The 17,993-nt window shown below is 67.8% G+C and carries 13 protein-coding genes and 3 pseudogenes; 3 read left to right on the top strand and 13 right to left on the bottom strand.

The annotated features are described in order from the left end of the window. Positions 1-16: 16 nt before the first annotated feature. The 11 genes and pseudogenes from DIE13_RS26545 to DIE13_RS26495 form a co-directional block, all read right to left on the bottom strand. A pseudogene (locus DIE13_RS26545) lies at positions 17-1,024 on the bottom strand (glucokinase); the annotation flags it as partial. A gap of 39 nt (positions 1,025-1,063) precedes the next feature. Beyond that, entirely contained in the window at positions 1,064-2,005 is a 942-nt protein-coding gene (locus DIE13_RS26540; RefSeq protein WP_124830056.1) for an aldo/keto reductase family oxidoreductase, read from the bottom strand. Beyond that, positions 1,993-3,411, bottom strand: a complete 1,419-nt coding sequence (locus DIE13_RS26535) for a carbohydrate porin (protein ID WP_124830055.1) — start codon at positions 3,409-3,411, stop codon at positions 1,993-1,995. The genes DIE13_RS26540 and DIE13_RS26535 overlap by 13 nt, the downstream gene beginning before the upstream one ends. A gap of 126 nt (positions 3,412-3,537) precedes the next feature. After that, positions 3,538-4,686: a Gfo/Idh/MocA family protein gene (locus DIE13_RS26530; protein WP_124830054.1), complete on the bottom strand. Its 1,149-nt coding sequence runs from the start codon at positions 4,684-4,686 to the stop codon at positions 3,538-3,540. Continuing rightward, complete coding sequence (locus DIE13_RS26525; RefSeq protein ID WP_124830053.1) at positions 4,683-5,492, bottom strand: ThuA domain-containing protein; 810 nt, start codon at positions 5,490-5,492, stop codon at positions 4,683-4,685. Before DIE13_RS26525 ends, DIE13_RS26530 begins: the two co-directional genes overlap by 4 nt. 91 nt (positions 5,493-5,583) lie before the next feature. After that, positions 5,584-6,720 (bottom strand): ABC transporter ATP-binding protein, encoded by a 1,137-nt coding sequence (locus tag DIE13_RS26520; protein WP_124830052.1) that lies wholly within the window; start codon positions 6,718-6,720, stop codon positions 5,584-5,586. A 34-nt stretch (positions 6,721-6,754) separates the two neighbouring features. Then, positions 6,755-7,585, bottom strand: coding sequence for a carbohydrate ABC transporter permease (locus DIE13_RS26515; RefSeq protein WP_124830051.1), 831 nt, complete (start codon positions 7,583-7,585; stop codon positions 6,755-6,757). A 1-nt stretch (position 7,586) separates the two neighbouring features. Next, positions 7,587-8,543 carry a carbohydrate ABC transporter permease gene (locus tag DIE13_RS26510; RefSeq protein ID WP_124830050.1) on the bottom strand — a complete coding sequence of 319 codons (957 nt, stop codon included), beginning with the start codon at positions 8,541-8,543 and terminating at the stop codon, positions 7,587-7,589. A 68-nt stretch (positions 8,544-8,611) separates the two neighbouring features. Next, on the bottom strand, positions 8,612-9,889 hold the full coding sequence (locus tag DIE13_RS26505) for an ABC transporter substrate-binding protein (RefSeq protein WP_124830049.1): 1,278 nt from the start codon (positions 9,887-9,889) through the stop codon (positions 8,612-8,614). Between the two features lie 154 nt (positions 9,890-10,043). Further along, complete coding sequence (locus DIE13_RS26500; RefSeq protein WP_124830048.1) at positions 10,044-12,644, bottom strand: ATP-binding protein; 2,601 nt, start codon at positions 12,642-12,644, stop codon at positions 10,044-10,046. A 4-nt stretch (positions 12,645-12,648) separates the two neighbouring features. Then, the gene (locus tag DIE13_RS26495) at positions 12,649-13,371 is read right to left on the bottom strand and encodes a response regulator (protein ID WP_124830047.1); all 723 of its coding nucleotides are present in this window, start codon (positions 13,369-13,371) and stop codon (positions 12,649-12,651) included. Between the two features lie 220 nt (positions 13,372-13,591). On the opposite strand from DIE13_RS26495, the pseudogene DIE13_RS26490 reads away from it, so the two are divergent. The 3 genes and pseudogenes from DIE13_RS26490 to DIE13_RS26480 form a co-directional block, all read left to right on the top strand. Continuing rightward, positions 13,592-13,834 (top strand): annotated as a pseudogene (locus DIE13_RS26490) (DUF488 family protein); the annotation flags it as partial. 215 nt (positions 13,835-14,049) lie between these two features. Further along, positions 14,050-14,787 (top strand): annotated as a pseudogene (locus DIE13_RS26485) (sulfite exporter TauE/SafE family protein). A 309-nt stretch (positions 14,788-15,096) separates the two neighbouring features. Further along, entirely contained in the window at positions 15,097-16,467 is a 1,371-nt protein-coding gene (locus tag DIE13_RS26480; RefSeq protein ID WP_124830046.1) for an amino acid permease, read from the top strand. A 99-nt stretch (positions 16,468-16,566) separates the two neighbouring features. Here the strand turns inward: DIE13_RS26480 and DIE13_RS26475 are convergent, their stop codons facing one another. Together DIE13_RS26475 and DIE13_RS26470 are read right to left on the bottom strand one after the other, a co-directional pair. Beyond that, positions 16,567-17,145 (bottom strand): NnrU family protein, encoded by a 579-nt coding sequence (locus DIE13_RS26475; protein ID WP_124830045.1) that lies wholly within the window; start codon positions 17,143-17,145, stop codon positions 16,567-16,569. Between the two features lie 293 nt (positions 17,146-17,438). After that, complete coding sequence (locus DIE13_RS26470; RefSeq protein ID WP_124830044.1) at positions 17,439-17,987, bottom strand: TfoX/Sxy family protein; 549 nt, start codon at positions 17,985-17,987, stop codon at positions 17,439-17,441. Between the last annotated feature and the right edge of the window lie 6 nt (positions 17,988-17,993).

The raw sequence follows: 17,993 nt of genomic DNA, 5'->3' as shown, positions 1-17,993 counted from the left end.
GTCAGCCGGCCTCGCCCAACGCGCGGGTGAGCAGGCGCGACACGCCGACGAAGGCAGGATGCGGCGCGGTGATCACGAAGGTCGGAATCTTCGCGAGATAGTCGGCAAAGCGGCCCTTCGCCTCGAAGCGGGCACGGAACGGCGATGCATCGAACAACGCGCCAAGGCGCGGCACGACGCCCCCGCCGATATGAATGCCGCCGGTCGCGCCAAGGGTCAGCGCCAGATTGCCGGCAAACGTGCCGAGCATGCCGCAGAAGCAGTCGAGGGTCGCCATGCAGCGTGCGTCTCCCGCGAGCGCACGCGCGATGATGGCCGCGGTATCAGCCGCGTCGGCCCCGGGTACGTCGCAGCCGTCGCGCGCAGCCAGCGCCGCGTGAATCACCGCGATGCCGGGGCCGGCGACCAGCCGCTCGAACGATACGTGCTGCCAGCGCGCCCGCGCGTAATGCAGCACGTCGGCCTCGCGTGCGTCGGCGGGCGCGAACGACACATGCCCGCCCTCGCCGGACAACGGCACCCATGTGTCGCCCGCGCGCACGAGCGCCGAGACGCCAAGCCCCGTTCCAGCGCCGAGTACGCCGATCGTACCCTCCGGCGTCGCCTGCCCGCCGCCGACCTGCCGTCGCTGCCCCGCGCACAGATGCGGCACGGCCATCGCCAGCGCCGCGAAATCGTTGAAGACATGCAGCGTGTCGAATCCGAGCGCGCGGCGCGTCGCGTCGATCGAGAAACGCCAGTCATGGTTGGTCATGCTGACGATGTCGCCGCTCACGGGATTAGCGATCGCGATCGCCGCGTGCCGCACCTGCGCACCGTCCGCGTCGCGCAGAAACGCGCGCACCGCGTCGTCCACGCCGGCATGGGCGCTGCATCGATAGACGCGTACGTCGCCGATCCCGCCGCGCACGGTCTCCAGCGCGAAGCGCGCGTGCGTACCGCCGATGTCCGCCAGCAGGCGTGGTTCGCCGGTCTGCACGCCGCACGGCGCGACCGGCCGACCGTTCAGGGTCGCTTCGCTCATCGTCTCTCCCGGATTGTCATCATGTGTCGATTGCTAGGGTCATGGCACGTCCACGCCGCGCGCCGCGCCCAGCAACGCGAACCAGTGCTCGCGTTCGAGCCGGATGCGGGTCGCTTCCACCGCTTCGCGCAGCGCCGCGATCCGGCTCGACCCGACGATCGGCAGCGGCCGGCACGGCAGCGCGAGCAGCCACGCGAACAGCACCGTCGTCACCGGCACGCCGAGCACGTTGCCGATCCGCACGGCGCTCGCCCGCACGCGCGCCGCGGCGGGCGACGCCTCCGTCAACAGGCGTCCGCCCGCGAGCGGCGACCACAGCATCGGCGGACAGCGCCAGCGCTGCGCCTGGTCGAACGTGCCATCGTCGAGCGGCGCGAGATGCAGCAGCGAACATTCGACCTGGTTCGTCGCGAGCGACATCCCGTGCGCCGCCATCCGGTCCTGCAGCAACCCGGCCTGCGCCGGCGTAAAGTTCGATACCCCGAATTGCCTCACCTTTCCGTCGCGCCGGAGCGCGGCGAAGGTCGCGGCGACTTCGTCGGCATCCATCAGCGGATCGGGGCGATGCAGCAGCAACAGGTCGAGCCGGTCGGTGCGCAGCGCGCGCAGCGACTGCTCGACCGACGCGACCACATGCGCATCCCGCGTGTCGTAGTGCTTGATCCCGTGGGCGGGGCGGCGCGCGGACACGAGCCGGATCCCGCACTTCGTGACGATCTGCATCCGCTCGCGCAGGTGCGGCGCATCGGCCAGCACGTCGCCGAACAGGCTCTCGGCCGTGTAGTCGCCGTAGATGTCCGCATGGTCGAAGCTCGTCACGCCGAGCTCCAGCGCCGCCTCGATCAGCGCACGGCGCTCGCGGGCGGACAACGCCCAGTCGCCGATCCGCCACATCCCGAACACGATGCGCGAGAACGTCACGGCATCGGCCCCCATCGACATCGTCGTACAGCGTTCGGTCATCGCGCTCACCACCACCATTCGACCTGCGCACCGACCGTCGAACCTGTGCGCGACGTGCCGAAGATACCCGTCGTCGACAGGGGATCGCCGGGCGCGGCCGCATCCTGCGCGGCCTGGTTCCAGCGCGCATACGTGTAGAACACGCGGAATTCGGGCCGCGACCAGAAGGAACGGTCCATCGCGAGCGTCAACGCAACGCTCGCCTTCAGCAGCGTGCGCGTCGGGCCGCCGGACGGCGTCACGCGATCGTGCCCGAGGTCGCCCTGCAGCTTGACGTGCTGCGTGAACGCATACACCGGCCGCACGCCCATCGAGATCCAGGTCTGCGATCCGCCCGACGGCGCGATGTCGCGCTGGTAGATGCCGACCACCTGTCCGCTGAAGTCGCGTGTCGCCTGCCAGTCGAACGCGTCAAGCACGCGCAGGCTCTTGTAGCGGTTGTCGTTGGTCAGCGTTCCCGTGTAGCCGAGCCCCGTGCCCGGACCGACGCCGTACTGGAACGCGAGCTTGTTCTTGCCTCCGAGCAGATTGGTCTGCACGTGCTGAACCGTGAACGACCAGCCGCCGTGCGCGTCCTGCAGCAGGCCGCTCGCATTCAGCACCGGCGCGCGGGCCGGGATGTACGACAGCCCGAACTGCAGTTCCCCGCCGGGGTTCGGGTGCAGGCCCGACAGTTGCAGGTCGTGGCGCGTCGCGTAATCCGGCTGGTCGATGTAGTCCTCGCGAAATAGCGCGTAACTGAGCTTCAGGCCACCACCGATCGGCACGTTCTCGATGCCCGCGCCGAGGCCGCTCGGGTTCCAGTAGAAGAAGTCGTTGATGTGAACGTCGTTGCGCCGGTAGTAGATGCGCCCGAACCAGATTCGCATGTCGTCGAGACCCGGGAAATTCGTGAGCTGCACGTACGACTGCGGCAGGCGGATCTTGCCGTGATTGCCATCGAAAGTCGGCGTGCGATCGAGATCGTTGACGAGGCTCGCCATGCCCACCGCCGACAACTGCATGCCGTTCGAGAATTTGTACAGCGTCTGATCGATCTCCAGCTCGCTGTAGACCTGGCATTCGTTGCCGAGCCGGTACTTGCTTTGCGCGCCCGGCAGCTGGAAGCAGGCCTGCGAGTGACTGTCGCTGGTGCCGACGCCGGCCCGCAGATAGCCGTGGAACTGCGTCCACGGCGTCAACTGGTTCCAGGCCGACGACGGCGTCGGCGTGGCCACGTTGGCAGGGCTCGTGTCGGCCGGCACGACGCCCGTTGCCTGCGACAACCCGCCCGGCGCGCCGTCCGCGGCGACCGTCGTTGCCGGATCCGGCGCCGCATGCAGCGCGGCCGATGCAACGGCCAGCGAGAAAGCGGCGGCGAGCCGCGTGGGTCTGAACGCGGTGCGTGCGGGAGCGCGCGCGGCGCGGCCTGCTTCGTTGATCATGAACGTGTCTCCAAACGTTGTCAGTGCGCCGCGTGCGATGCGCGGCGTCATCGAATAGGTGTGCGTGCTGCGTCGTGCGATCGGCGGGCCGGCGCGGTGGACGACCCGCGCCGGCCCGGTGCGACGTCAACCCGCGACGTCGAGGTCCAGCAAGGGCGGCGCGGCGACGGCCGCCGGCCCGGGCGCGTGAATGCGGATCGGCTCGCCCGCGGCTGCGCTCGCATAGATCGCGTCGAGAATTTCCATCACGATCAGCCCTTCCTCCCCGGGCGCCGGATGCGGAACGTCGCACAGGATCGCTTCCGCGTAGTCGTACATCGCGGAATGCGCGCCTTCCGCGGGCGGATTCAGGCGCATGTCGAACTGCGCGCCGTTCTGCTCGATGAACACGTGCGCGTCGAACGTGTAGCCCTCGTTCAGGTTCTTCTGCAGCAGCCCGGCGCGCGTGCCGAGCAGGCGCGTCTCCATCAGCTCCGCTTCCTGGATGTTGGTTGCCCACGACGCCTCGAGCGCGAGCGTCGCGCCGTTGTCGAAGCGGATCAGCGCGGCCGCGAGATCCTCGACGTCGAATGTCTTGCCCGCGCGCGCCGCGAGCTCGCGCGCGATCGGATCGTAGGTGCTGCCCATCACCCACACGGGCTTCGGATAGCCCATCAACCACAGCGCGAGATCGAGGCGATGCACGCCGAGATCGATCAGCGGGCCGCCGCCCGCCAGCGCCTTGGTGCCGAACCAGCCGCCGAAGCCCGGCATCCCGCGCCGGCGGTGCCAGACCGTGCGTCCGAAGTAGAAATCGCCGAACAGACCGCTATCGACCTGCGCCTTCAGCGCACGCGACTGCGCGCTGAAGCGGTACGAGAAATTGATCATGAGCCGCTTGCCGGCGCGCTGCGCGGCGATCAGCATGTCGCGTCCCTCGTCCGCGTTCAGCGCCATCGGTTTCTCGCACAGCACGTGGCAGCCGGCGTCGAACGCGGCGAGCGTCAGCTCGCGATGAAACACGTTCGGCGTGCAGACGCTGACGACATCGAGCTTCTCCGCTGCCAGCATTGCATCGGCCGTGGCGTAGCGTGCGTCGATGCCGAATGCGTCGCCGACTTTCGCGAGCCGCTTCGCATCGGGATCGGCGATCGCGACCACGTCGACATCCGGATGCTCGCGCCAGCCTTCGACATGTTTGCGACCGATTCCGAGTCCGATCACGCCTACGCGCAGCCGGCGGCCGCGCGCGATCGCGGCCACTTCCGGCAGCTCGACCTTGTAATCGTCGTTCATGCGAGGTCTCCGGCGGTTTGCTGGATGCCGACGTGCGCGAACTGCCCGCTCTTCTCGCTGAGCGTTTCGAGCGGCGCCGAGTTCGGGCAGCGGTCGACGAGGTTCACGCGGGGGGCGGCCCACTGCACTGCGTTCGCGATCACACGCTGCACGTTGCGGTCGTGATAGGTCGGATACGCTTCGTGCCCGGGACGGAAATAGAAGATCCGGCCATGGCCGCGCTCCCAGCAGCAGCCCGAACGAAACACCTCGCCGCCTTCGAACCACGAGATGAAAACGGTGCTGTCCGGTTGCGGGATGTCGAAACGCTCGCCGTACATTTCCTCGTGCTGCAGCTCGAAATATTCACCGAGTCCCGCCGCGATCGGATGGGACGGCTCGACGACCCACAGCCGCTCCTTCTCGGCCGCCTCGCGCCACTTCAGCGAACAGTTCGTGCCGAGCAGGCGGCGGAAAATCTTCGAGAAGTGTCCGGAATGCAGCACGATCAGGCCCATCCCTTCGAGCACGCGGCGCTGCACGCGCTCGACGATCTCGTCGGAAACTTTCGCATGCGCCTTGTGCCCCCACCAGATCAGCACGTCGCACGCGGCGAGCCGCGCTTCGTCGAGCCCATGCTCGGGCTGATCGAGCGTCGCGGTGCCGATTTCAAGCGGCAATGCGCCGTGGCCGAGCGCCGGCGTCTCTGCGAGCGCGCTGGCGATCACCTCGTGCAGGCCGTCAGGGTAGATCGCTCGCACGCCTGCGTTTTCCCGTTCGTGCTCGAACTCGTTCCAGACGATCACTGAAAGCTTATTGTTTAGCATGACTATCCTTTATCGATGATTTGGCGCCAATTCGACAGCGGCCTTGCGCCGTGGCCGCCTGAAACCCGTGATTGAATGCCCTGCGTGCCGCTCAGGCGAGCGCCAGCGCCGGTTCGGCAGGCGCGTGCGGCGTACGTGCCGCCGCGCGTCCGTCCGGATGAAACAGATGCATCGCGCCGGCCGGCAGATCGAAGCGCACGCGCTCGCCGATCCGCACGGTGAGCGCGTCGGTCTTCGCGACGATCGGCTGGTCGCACAGCGGCGTATCGAGATACAGATAGGTGTGCTCGCCCATCTGCTCGGCGTGCGCGACCTCGCCCGTCACGATGCCGGCGCCCACCCGCACATGTTCCGGGCGGATGCCGAGCGTCACGCGGGCACCCGGTTCGAGGTCGTCGCCGCACACGCCGGCGATCAGCGGATGATCCTTCGCCAGCGCGCGAACCTCGGTGCCGCCAGCCGCCGCGACGCTTGCCGGCAGAAAGTTCATCGCCGGCGAGCCGATAAAACCGGCGACGAACCGGCTCGCCGGGCGGTGATACAGATCGAGCGGCGTGCCGATCTGCGCGATGCTTGCGATCCCGTTGCGTCCTTCGAGCGGCCGCAGCAGCACGATCTTGTCGGCGAGCGTCATCGCCTCGACCTGGTCGTGCGTCACGTAGATCATGCTGGTGCTGTCGAGGCCGCGGTGGAGCTTCGCGATCTCGACGCGCGTCTTCACGCGCAGCGCCGCATCGAGGTTCGACAGCGGCTCGTCGAACAGGAACACTTTCGGCTTGCGAACGATCGCGCGGCCGATCGCGACGCGCTGCCGCTGGCCGCCCGACAGCGCGCCTGGCTTGCGTTCGAGCAGTTCGCCAAGACGCAGCGACTCGGACGCGAGCCGCACGCGCCGGTCGATCTCGTCCTTCGGCAAGCGCAGATGACGCAGGCCGAACGCCATGTTTTCGTAGACGGACATGTGCGGATAGAGCGCATAGCTCTGAAACACCATCGCGATGTCGCGCTGGGCAGGCGCAAACGTGTTGACGCAGCGGCCATCGATCCACACGTCGCCCGCGCTCTGTTCCTCGAGGCCGGCGACGATCCGCAGCAACGTCGACTTGCCGCAGCCCGACGGGCCGATGAATACGCAGAACTCGCCCGGCTCGATCGTGAGATTCACGTCGCTGAGGATGGGGGTCGTGCCGAACTGCTTGTGAAGACCGCTCAACTTGATCTGACTCATGTTTTTCCTCTCGATCCTGATGCGCCGATGCGCGTCAACCCTTGACCGCGCCGGCAGTCAGACCGGACACGATATGCCGCTGAAACACCAGCACCAGCAGCACGAGCGGCACCGTGACGATGACCGACGCGGCCATGATGGTTCCCCATGGCAATTCGTAACTGCTCGCGCCCGAGATCATCGTGATCGCGACGGGTACCGTGCGCTGGCCCGGCGAGATCATGAAGGTCAGCGCGAACAGGAACTCGTTCCAGGCCGACACGAACGCGAGCAGCGACGTCGCGGCCAGCGCCGGCCGCAGCAGCGGCATGAAGATCCGGAAGATCAGCGTGAACACGCCGACGCCGTCGACGAGCGCCGCTTCTTCCAGCTCGCGCGGCAGCTCGCGCATGAACGTGACGAGAATCCAGATCGTGAACGGCAGCGTGAAGATCAGGTCGGACAGCACGAGCGCGCCGAGATGGTCGTACAGACCGAGCATGCGAACCAGCTCGAACAGACCCGACAGGATCGCGACCTGAGGAAACATCGACACGCCGAGAATGCACATCATCAACACGCCGCGCCCGCGGAACGACACGCGGCCAAGCGCATACGCAGCGAGCACCGAGACGGCGAGCGACAGCGCGACCGCCCCGCCCGCGACGAGCGCCGAGTTCAGCAGGTACGCGCCGAACGGCTGGCCGCGGAACAGCTGCCGATAGTTGTCGAGCGACGGGCTCGACGGAAACAGCGACGTATCGAACAACGCGTCGCCGTGCTTGACCGACGTGCCGATCATGTAGACGAACGGGAACAGCGCGATCACCAGCACGAGCGCCGACAGCAGCCCGTGAATCGCGGCATCGAGTGAATGCTTCTTCAAGTCACGCCTCCTTCATCCGGCGGCGGCTGAGCGCCATGTAGCCGATGGTGAACAGCACGATCGTGGCGAACAGCAGCATCGCCGACGCCGACCCGAACCCGACCTGCTGGAAATCGATCAGCTGTTCGCGCACATAGACCGACATGCTTTTCGTGATCCGGCTGTTCGACGTCATCACGTAGATCAGGTCGAACACGCGCAACGCGTCGAGCGAGCGGAAGATCATCGCGACCAGCACGCCGGGCAGGATCAGCGGCAGCGTCACCGACCGGAACACGCGCCAGCGCGGCACGCCGTCGACTCGCGCGGCCTCGTAGCAATCGCGCGGCACCGTCTGCAGCGCGGCAAGCATCAGCAGCGCCATGAACGGGGTCGTCTTCCACACGTCGACAAGCACGATGGTCGGGAATACGAGGCGTGCGTCGGCGGTAAATGCGAGCGGTTCATGGATCGCGCCGATCGACATCAGCATCGCGTTGACGATCCCGAACTGGTCGTTGAGCATCCAGCTCCAGATCTTCGCCGACACGACGGTCGGGATCGCCCACGGCACGAGCACGGCCGCGCGCAGCAGCGTGCGCAGCCGCGACGGCACGTCCAGCAGCAGCGCGACGCCCATGCCCGCGGCCGTCTCGAGCACTACCGACGCCGCGGAGAACAGCACGGTGTTGCCGACGGCCTGCCACCAGGCCGGATCGCGCAGCACGCCCGCAGCGCCGAGATAATTGTCGAGGCCGACGAAGCGGCGTTGCGACAGATCGGAAAGTTGCGCGTCGGTCAGGCTGAACCATGCGGTGCGCAGCAGCGGCCAGCCGGCGATCGCCGCCAGCGCGAGCAGCGCGGGCGCCACCAGCAGCCATGCCTGGCGCCGACGCGCCTGCGCGAGCCCCGCTCGGGCCCTGGCGGGCACCTTCACGAATGCAGGAGTACTACTTATCTCGATGCTTCCGGTTCTCATTCGATGTCTCCTGTCAGGCCGGCGCCATGCGGCGGGCGGCCCGATCGATCAATCGCGCGCTGCGGCGCTCAGTGCCAGTTGCCGCCCGGTGCGAGCCGGTTGAGCGTGGCGGCGAGCCGCGCGAGCGCGCCCGATGCGGTGTCGCTGCCGGCGAGCACGTCGTGTGCGGCGTTCCAGAACTGGTTGCTGACCTGGTTGTACTTCGCGCCGGTCACGGTCGACGGCCGCGCGACCGCGGTGCCGAATGTCGGCAGCAGGTCGGCCATGAACGGGTTGGCCTGCAGGATGTCCTTGTCCCGGTAGAGCGCGAGCATCGTCGGGTTGTACGCTCCCTGAATCGCGCGCATCTTCTGCACCTCCGCGCTCGCCAGGTACATCACGAGATCGGCGGCCAGTTTCGGATTCGGGGAGTAGCGCGACACGGCAAGCTGCCATCCGCCCAGCGCGGCGGCCGGGCGGCCGTCTGCGCCGCCCTTGGGCAGCGGCGCGATGCCGACCTTGCCCTTGATCGGGCTGCCCGCGCGATTCGCGATCGCCCAGGCGTACGGCCAGTTGCGCATGAACACGGCGTTGCCGGCCTGGAACACGCCGCGGGCTTCCTCTTCGCCGTAATTCAGCACGGCTTTCGGGCTGATCGTGCCGACCCATTTCGCCGACTGCTCGAGCGCCCTGATCGCGCCAGGGTTGTCGATCGTCACGCGGCCCTTGTCGTCGACCACCGTGCCGCCGTTGTAGCTGCTGATCCATTCGAGCGCATCGCAGGTCAGCCCTTCGTATGCCCGCCCCTGCCACACGTAACCCCAGACCTTCTCGTTGCCGGCCGCGCGCTCGCTCGACTGGATCCTGCGCGCGGCGGCGTCGAGCTCGTCCCACGTCGCAGGCACTTTCACGCGATACTTGTCGAGCAGGTCCTTGCGATAGTAGAGCAGCCCCGTATCGATGAACCACGGCATCGCGACCAGCCTGCCGTTGACCGTATCGTTCGCGACGATGCTCGGGAACGACTGGCTTTCCAGCCCCTTGCTGTATGGCTTCAGGTCGACCAGATGGTTCGCGAGGATGCCCGGCCAGACCGTATCGATCTGCATCACGTCGATCTTGTCCGAACCGCTGCCGAGCAGTTGCTGATACAGCGCCAGCGTCTCGCTCGAGTTATTTGGCATGCTGATGAACTCGACCTCGTTGCCGGTCTTCTCTGCCCAATGCTTTGCCGAGACCTGGCAAATGTCCTGGTCGACGCCGGCCGCGCCGCATGCGATCCGCAGCGTCGCCGCGCCAGCCGTGGCGGCCGTAAAAAACGCCGTCGCAAGCGCCGTCGTCAGCAAACCCACTTTGAGCTTCGTCATTCGGTGTCTCCGTTTTTCGAATCGTTCTCGTCGCACGCCACGGTGCCGCGAATGCGCCGCCGGGTGCCGTGGGTCTATGAAACCCTAGTCCGGTTAATCGAAAATTTCGGAAACGCATCCCGTCATTAACAATCGAAACAATCGCCGTCGCGCGTCAGCCCAGCAGCGCGGCGAGTGCCGCCAGATCGAACGGCTTCGGCACGAACGGCAGGTCGGCGCGCCAGTCGGGATGGGTCTGATGAATCTCGGGCGGCAGGCCCGAGGTAAGTGCGACGCGCTGCGCCGGCCAGCGCTCGGCGAGCCGCGCCGCGAGCGCGATGCCGCTGCCGCCCGCGCCGAGCGAGATGTCCGACAACACGAGCGTGACGGGGCCGTGCTCGGTCAGCCAGCGCAATGCCGCGTCGCCGGTGTCGACCGCGTCGGCCCGCGCGCCAAGCGCCGCGAACTGACTGAGCGCCGTGTCGCGCACTTCGGGATCGTCGTCGACCACGAGCACGCGGGCACCGGCGCGCGCCGCGACAGGCGCGGCCGCCGTGGCGGCCGGCGCGCCGCGCCGGTCGGGCGGCGCGCTCTCGGGCAGCCACAGTTCGACGCGCGTCCCCCGGCCAACCTCGCTGTGGATGCGCAGATCGCCGCCGCTCTGGCGCACGAAGCCGTAGACGCTGCTGAGTCCGAGCCCGCTCCCCTCGCCAGCCGCCTTGGTTGTGAAAAATGGTTCGATCACCTTGTCGAGCAGCACCGGCGCGATCCCGCAGCCCGTGTCGGTGACGCTCAGCACGATCGCGTGCGCGGCGCCGCCGTCGGCCGCCGGTTCGCGGCGCGCGGCCAGCGCCAGCTCCCCGCCGTCCGGCATCGCGGCGGCGCTGTTGAGCGTCAGGTTGAGGACCGCGTTCTCGAGCTGGCCGCGATCGACGTTCACCCACATCGGATCGGCGGCCGGCTCCAGCACGACGGCCACTCGCTGGCCCGCCGAGTATTCGACGAGATCGAGCATTTCCGCGAGCATCGCCCTCACCGACACGCGCTCGGCCCGCAGCGGCTGGCGCCGTGCGAATGCGAGCAGCCGCCGCGTGAGCCGCGACGCACGCTCGGCCGCGCGGCGTGCCCGCTCGGCCATCGTCTGCGCGTCCTGCTGCCCTTCCAGCCGCGGCAACAGCAGCTCCAGATTGCCGAGTATCGCGACGAGGAAATTGTTGAAATCGTGCGCCACCCCGCCCGTCAGCTGGCCGAGCACATCCATCTTCTGCGCCTGACGCAGTTCCGCCTCGACCGCGCGCCGGCTCGTCAGGTCGCGGCAGACCGCCACCCATCCGCCGTCAGGAAGGGGCTGGCAGTGGAATTCGAGGGTCCGCTGGTCCCGCAGGTGCAGTTCGGCCGATGCGGCGATACGCGCGCCGTCCGACGTGCGGGTCGCGGTTTCGCGCGACACTTGGCGCCAGCGCGCCGGCTGGTGCATGGCCTGCCGCAGCGCCGCGAGCGACAGGCCCGAATGCAGCGCGCCCGGGTCGATCCCGAGCAGCGTCGCGAAGGGCGGATTCCACGCGATCAGGCTGCCGTGCGTGTCGTGGACGGACACCCCGTCGTTCATCGAATTGAGCACCGACTCCTGCAGGCGGCGCTGCGACTCGAGCCCCTGGGTCAGTTGCTCCTTTTCGATCAGATTGGTGCGAAACACCTCGAACGCGCGCGCCAGCTCGCCGATTTCGTCGGGCCGGTGCGTCGACGGCATCCGGTCGGACGTAATCCCTTTCGCGAGTCGCGCCATCACGCGCGTCATCGCCTGCAGCTTGTGCAGGATGCGGCTCGCGTAGGCGACGCCGAGCAGCGCGACCGCGACGCCCGCGACGGCCAGCAGCAGCAGTCCCGACTGGCTGGAGACCGCGACCTTGCGCACCTTGTCGCTGCGCTCGCTGGCGATCTGCCGCAAGCGTTCGACGTAGCGCGCCGACTTGCCGCTCAGGTGATCCGCGTGGCCGCGCAGGAGCGTGACGAGATAGCCCGTCTGCGCTTCGCTCGACAGGAATTCGCGGCGCACCGCGAACACGCTGCGCGCGCCGCCGTCGAGGTGCTGCAGCGCGTCAGCAAGCGCCGGCTGCAGACGATCCTCGCCGCGCTCGCGCACGCGCAGCCACAGCGCCTCGTTATCGCTTTCCGCGCTGCCGAGCTCCGCTGCGTTCGCGGCCTGGAGCGCTCCGGCCGTGCGGGCCCAGATCTCGAGCAGCGTCGGCGCGCGCTTTGCAATCACGCTCTTGTCGCGCGCGATGCTTGCGCCGATGCGGTCGTTCGCGACGCGCAGGTCGCTCAGTTCCTCCTTGAGTTGCCGCTGCCGGCCCGACACGATCAGCAGCCTGGCGAGATCCTGGTCGATCGCGTCGAGATCGTCGATCACCGCGAGTCGCTCGCCGGCCTTGGCGGCGGGCCCCGGCTGTTTGCCGAAGCCCGGCGACAACCGCCGGATGTCGCCGAGCAGGCCGCGCAGCAGCTCGGTGTCGTTGTGCAGCAGGTCAGAAGAATCCGTCAGCATCATGCTCGGCGCGACCGCGGCGAGCTGCGCGACCTTGTCCGACAACTCGAGCGCACGGGCGATCTCCGGCACCACGTTCGCCTCGTATTCGTCGAGCGCGTTCTGGTTCGCGCGCATGCCGAGCACGCCGACCACCACGACTGCGAGCGTGATGCCGAACAGCAGCAGGAACGTCGCGATCAGCTTGGCCCGGACACTCCAGGGCGGCAACAGCCTGAACGTCGCGCGCATCGCGTCACACGCGCACGACGGGCACCGCGAACATATAGCCGACGCCACGCTGCGTGCGGATATAAGTCGGCTGCTCGGGGTTCGGTTCGATCTTGCGGCGCAGGCGCAGGATCAGCACGTCGATCGTTCTGTCGTATACATCGATGCCGAAGCCGCGCGTATGTTCGAGCAACCGGTCGCGCGACCAGACGCGCGACGGCTGCTGCACCATCGCGGCGAGCAGCTCGAATTCGCCCTGTGTCAGCGAGCACGGCGCACCGTTGTGCGTCAGCGTGCGCGCGGCCAGATCCATCGTCCAGCCGTCGAAGCAGTAGCGCGGGCCGCCGCCGTTCGATGCGGGGCGCGGCATCGACAGCTCGGTCGTACGCCGCAACTGGGCGCGCACGCGCGCGATCAATTCGCGCCCGGAGAACGGTTTCGTGACGAAATCGTCGGCCGCGGTCTCGAGGCCTAGCACGCGATCCGTCTCGTCGCCAAGGCCGCTGATCATGATGATCGACACGTCGGAGCGGCGCCGCAGCTCGCGCGCGACCGTCAGGCCGTCCTCGCCGCGCAGCTTCAGGTCGAGAATCACGAGCGCGTGCGGCGCGGCCGCGAGCTGCTGCTGCATCCCGGCGGCGCTGTCGACCGCCGAAACGCCGAACCCGGCTTCTTCCAGCGCGCTCGTCAGCCAGGCACGCACTTCCGGATCGTCGTCCACCACCAGGATCCGTTGTTTTTCCGACATGGGTGTTCTCCTCTGAGCTGGTCCTGCGCGCCTTTTTTGATCGTCCGTACGGTGCGGACTGGCCGTTCCGGCAATATGAGGCCGGACTGCGATGGCATGACGCAGTCGGCCCGGAAACGAATGGTGGCTGATTCAGGTCGATCCTGGCAAGTTCGCGAGAACTCGGAGCGGCGCGTGGATGCGCACGACGTCGCTTCCGTCTTCGCGTGAACGTGCCCCGATCGCGCAAGGGCACCGGCAGCGCCGTGCGATCATGTGTTCGGAAGCCGTGTGGTGGCGCTGTCACCGGCGTATCGTGTCCGGCTACCTGATCGCGCGCGGCGAAACGGTGCCGCGCATCATGGGCCAAGACCGCGTCGGGCCCGCGCGCCTCACGGCCGGCGCTGTGATCAGGACGGGCGGCTCGGTCGTCTATCCGGACGTAGAAGGCGATGCTGCGGCGCAAGCACCCGCCACGCAACCGGAACCGGACGAGCGACGCGGCGCCGGTCGCACGCCCGGGGAACGTTGGCGCGATAACGACATGGCGGCGTGACGGCGTGACGCGACACGCCCCGCACGTCCGCGGCCCCGCACTCGCCCCGATTTGCGTGTCGGCCATCCTGCATTACCATCGAACGACCACCGCGCATGCCCGCCTCCGGCATGCGAGCCTGCCACCTCCGAATTCCCGCACCGATGCTCGCTCTCATCATCCTCGCCGGCCTGTGGGCAGGCTTGCAGAACGCCCTCGCGGGCGGCGGCTCGTTCGTGACGTTGCCCGCGCTGATCGTGTCGGGGATGTCGCCGCTCGCGGCAAACATCACGTCGACGGTCGCGCTGTTCCCGGGCCAGGTCACCACCGGCTGGGCCAGCCGGAACATGGTGCAAGGCGCGGGCAAGCTGTCGTTTCGCGCGCTGTTCGCGCTCAGCGTGGTCGGCGGCGCGCTCGGCGGGCTGCTGCTGCTGAAAACCCCGTAGTCGATCTTCTCGCACCTCGTGCCGTGGCTCGTGCTGTTCGCGACGGTCGTGTTCGCGTGGGGCAGTTTCTTCCGCAGGCCGAGTGCGGGCGCGCAGCATCTCGGCCCGGTCACGGCCGCGATCTCGCAGTTCCTGATCGCGATCTACGGCGGCTACTTCGGCGGCGGAATCGGCTTCCTGATGATGGCTGCGCTGACGATGGCCGGCCTGTCGCCGCGTCACGCGATGTCGACCAAGAACGCGCTCGCCGGCGTGATGAACGCATCCGCGGTCGTGCTGTTCGTGACCTCGCCCGACCTGCACTGGCGCGCGGCGATCGCGCTCGGCGGCGGCGCGATCGTGGGCGGCCTGCTCGGCGCGTGGGCACTGCATCGCGTCAACGAACGCGTGCTGCGGATCGGCATCGTCTGCATCGGCGGCGCGCTCACCGTCGGGCTGTTCGTCAAGCCGATCTGACGCACGCGCGGGAACGGCCGGCGCGGCGCCGCCGCAACGGCAATTGATGAGCAAACCGCAAGACGTCTTTCGGATATCTCGTTTGCGGTCGCGCCCGCGTCCGCCGACAATCCGGGGCTGCCATCGTCATTGCCCGCTCGCGGGCAACGCCCGGCAATCCGCGGCCGGCGCCTCCGTCATCATCATCCACCGCCGGCCCGGCACATCGCGTCGCATACGCTCCCGACATCGGCGCACCGCGCGGCGGCAGAAGGCTTGCCGCAGCCCCCGCCCGATACCTTCCCGGCCAACAATAAATAGAGGTAGGAGATGCAGGACAACTCATTGAGGCAAAGCCTCAAACAACGACACATCACGATGATCGCGCTGGGCGGCGTGATCGGCGCGGGCCTGTTCGTCGGCTCCGGCGCGATCATCGCGTCCGCCGGTCCCGCGGCGATCCTGTCGTACCTGATCGGCGGCGTGATCGTCACGCTGGTGATGTTCATGCTTGGCGAAATGGCGTCGCGCAACCCCGACAGCGGGTCGTTCTCGACGTATGCGAGCGCGTATCTCGGCGAATGGGCCGGCTATGCGGTCGGCTGGCTGTACTGGTTCAAGTCGATGATGACGATCACGGTCGAGGCGATCCTGCTCGGCGCAATCCTCCACGATTTCCTGCCGTGGCTGCCGATATGGGGCGGCGCGCTGTTCATGCTGGTCACGCTGATCGCGAGCAACGCGTACTCGGTACGCTCGTTCGGCGAAGCCGAATACTGGCTGTCGTTCGCGAAGGTAACGACGATCATCGTCTTCATGGGGCTCGGCGTGTCGATCCTGCTGGGCTTCCAGCCGCGCATTCCCGCTCCCGGCCTCGTGAACCTGACGGACCACGGCGGCTTCATGCCGAACGGCATCTCGCCCGTGCTCGCGGGCGTGATGGTCGTGATCTTCTCGCTCGGGGGCAGCGAGATCGCGGCGGTCGCCGCCGGCGAATCGGAGAACCCGCGCAAGAACGTGATCCGCGCGATCAAGAGCGTGATCGTGCGCGTGATGATGTTCTACGTCGGCTCGGTGTCGATCCTGATCCTGTGCATGCCGTGGACCGACAAGGCCAACCTGAAGTCGCCGTATGTGTCGCTGTTCGGCATGGCGGGCTTCGCGGGCGCGGCCATCGCGATGAAGCTCGTGCTGTTCGTGTCGTTCATGTCGGTGATGAACTCGTTTCTGTTCTCGAACTCGCGCATGCTGTTCTCGCTGAGCCAGCGCGGCCACGCGCCCGCGATGTTCGGCCGCACCAACGCGAAAGGCGTGCCGATGAACGCGCTCCTGCTGTGCCTCGCGCTCTGCGTGTCGATCCTCGCGATTCACTTCGTCAGCGGCGGCGACCTGTTCCTGATGCTCGCGAAAAGCAGCGGCGCGTTCGTGATGATCGTGTGGATCTTCATCATCGTCGCGCACTTCGCGATGCGCCGGCAGACGAAGAGCGAACAGCGCGATCCGACGGCGTTCCGCGCATGGTTCTATCCGGTATCGAACTGGGTCGCGCTGCTCGCGCTGGTCGCCGTGCTCGGCTCGCAGGCGTTCAACCCGGATTCGCAGTTCCAGTTCTGGTTCACGGTGTCGACGGCGCTGGTGATCGTCGCGTCGTATTTCATGCGACGCAAATCGTCGTCGCTCGGACAGCCGTCGGTGCGCTGAGCGCTCAGGCGGCCGTGCGGCTGCCTCGACACGCAACACACGCGGGTGCGGCGGCCGGTTCGTGCGCGCCCGCCAGTCAACCCTGGCAGGCGCGCCCGTTCAACCGAACGGCCGCACGCCGATCAGCGGGCCATGCAGGAACAGCGCGAACACGGCCCACACGATGTGCCCCGCCACGACGGCGATGATGTCGCCAGACAGTCTGCCGGGCGGATAGCGAACGCCATCGCGGCGATCGCGTGCGCGCGACACGACGAAATCGACCAGCGACCACACGAAGAACGCGCCGAACAGCACGACCGCATGCAGCGTGCCGTTCGCGAGCAGGTGCGCGACCGCCCATACCATCACGCCGGCCAGCATCGGATGATGGACGAGCGGCTTGATCCGGTTGCGCGGCACGTACGCGGCGGCGATCAGCACGAACGCAACGGCGGTCAGCACGCCGGTCAGGTGGCGCACGCCGACGGGCGACACCCACAGCAGCGTCACGTTCTCGCGCGCGAGCCCGTAGCCGCGCACGATCAGTACGAAGCCGACGATCGATGCGATCGCATACCCGGCCTTCCAGCCCTTCTCGCCGATGCGTTCGATCATCGCGGTGCGCCAGCCGTCGGCCACGATCCGGATCGAGTGCACACCGAGGAAGATCGCTAAACCGAGAATCAGGACGAGCATCGGCTGTCTCCGTCTGGAGTGTCGAGGGGGGAGCCATTCCGCGCGGCATTCGACGCGCCGTTCGCGGAGCCGGCAGCGAGGCCGGCGGGGAATGCGCGAGACGCGGACGCAACCCGCGCCGATCATAAACGCCACAACCGCCGTTGTGAAGCATCGGGAATGTGCGGTGCGGCAAGCCTGGCGCTTTCGTGTATCCCGTGCGGATGCGAGGTATCGCCCGACTCGCCCGGCAAGGACAAAACGGAAAGAGAGGACAACGGACATCCCGCCGCCGTGACGGCGTGCGGCTGATGCTACGGTTGCTTGCGCTTCGACGCGGATTTCGGGGCGGGCTGTGTGGCGGGTTTCGTGACCGGCTTCGCGCCCGCTTTCGTGGCGGGTTTCGCAGCCGCTTCCGCCGCCTTCGGCGACGGCCTCGTACTCCGTTTCGCTGCCGGTTTCGACGCTCCTGCCGGTTCCTTCGCCGGTTTCGGCCCGGCCACCTTCTTCGCCTTGCGCTTCGGCGCACCCGCCAACAGCGCCGCGCGATACGCGCTGCGGCACCAGTCGAACAGCGCGCCGGCATCCTCGAGCACGTCGGCCGGCGTTTCGTAATAGCCTTCGAGCGCGACGGTCCGCGTGCGCCCCGTGTACGAGAACGGCCCCATCCCCGCCGCGATGAACGCCGGCCGGTTCACGTCGTCGACCCGCAGGAACAGCGACCCGCGCGCGAGAAACCCGAACATCACGCCATCGAGCCGCATCGCCGCGCCGCTGAAGAACCGCGTGACGTCGACGCGACCGAGGCTCGCGACCTGATACGCGATCTCGTCGCCATGCGCCTTGTCCGCCTGCCAGCTCATCAGCCG

The sequence above is a fragment of the Burkholderia sp. Bp9016 genome, assembly GCF_003857765.1.
Taxonomy (GTDB): Bacteria; Pseudomonadota; Gammaproteobacteria; order Burkholderiales; family Burkholderiaceae; genus Burkholderia.
This window is presented reverse-complemented; position numbering and strand designations above follow the sequence as displayed.

Excerpts from the sequence above, each read along its gene's own strand:
- DIE13_RS26470 (WP_124830044.1), bottom strand. The coding sequence starts at position 17,987 with ATGAGCTGGCAGGCGGACAAGGCGCATGGCGACGAGATCGCGTATCAG.
- DIE13_RS26500 (WP_124830048.1), bottom strand. The coding sequence starts at position 12,644 with ATGCGCGCGACGTTCAGGCTGTTGCCGCCCTGGAGTGTCCGGGCCAAG.
- DIE13_RS26530 (WP_124830054.1), bottom strand. The coding sequence starts at position 4,686 with ATGAACGACGATTACAAGGTCGAGCTGCCGGAAGTGGCCGCGATCGCG.
- DIE13_RS26535 (WP_124830055.1), bottom strand. The coding sequence starts at position 3,411 with ATGATCAACGAAGCAGGCCGCGCCGCGCGCGCTCCCGCACGCACCGCG.
- DIE13_RS26505 (WP_124830049.1), bottom strand. The coding sequence starts at position 9,889 with ATGACGAAGCTCAAAGTGGGTTTGCTGACGACGGCGCTTGCGACGGCG.
- DIE13_RS26540 (WP_124830056.1), bottom strand. The coding sequence starts at position 2,005 with ATGGTGGTGGTGAGCGCGATGACCGAACGCTGTACGACGATGTCGATG.
- DIE13_RS26495 (WP_124830047.1), bottom strand. The coding sequence starts at position 13,371 with ATGTCGGAAAAACAACGGATCCTGGTGGTGGACGACGATCCGGAAGTG.
- DIE13_RS26510 (WP_124830050.1), bottom strand. The coding sequence starts at position 8,543 with ATGAGAACCGGAAGCATCGAGATAAGTAGTACTCCTGCATTCGTGAAG.
- DIE13_RS26520 (WP_124830052.1), bottom strand. The coding sequence starts at position 6,720 with ATGAGTCAGATCAAGTTGAGCGGTCTTCACAAGCAGTTCGGCACGACC.
- DIE13_RS26525 (WP_124830053.1), bottom strand. The coding sequence starts at position 5,492 with ATGCTAAACAATAAGCTTTCAGTGATCGTCTGGAACGAGTTCGAGCAC.
- DIE13_RS26480 (WP_124830046.1), top strand. The coding sequence starts at position 15,097 with ATGCAGGACAACTCATTGAGGCAAAGCCTCAAACAACGACACATCACG.
- DIE13_RS26475 (WP_124830045.1), bottom strand. The coding sequence starts at position 17,145 with ATGCTCGTCCTGATTCTCGGTTTAGCGATCTTCCTCGGTGTGCACTCG.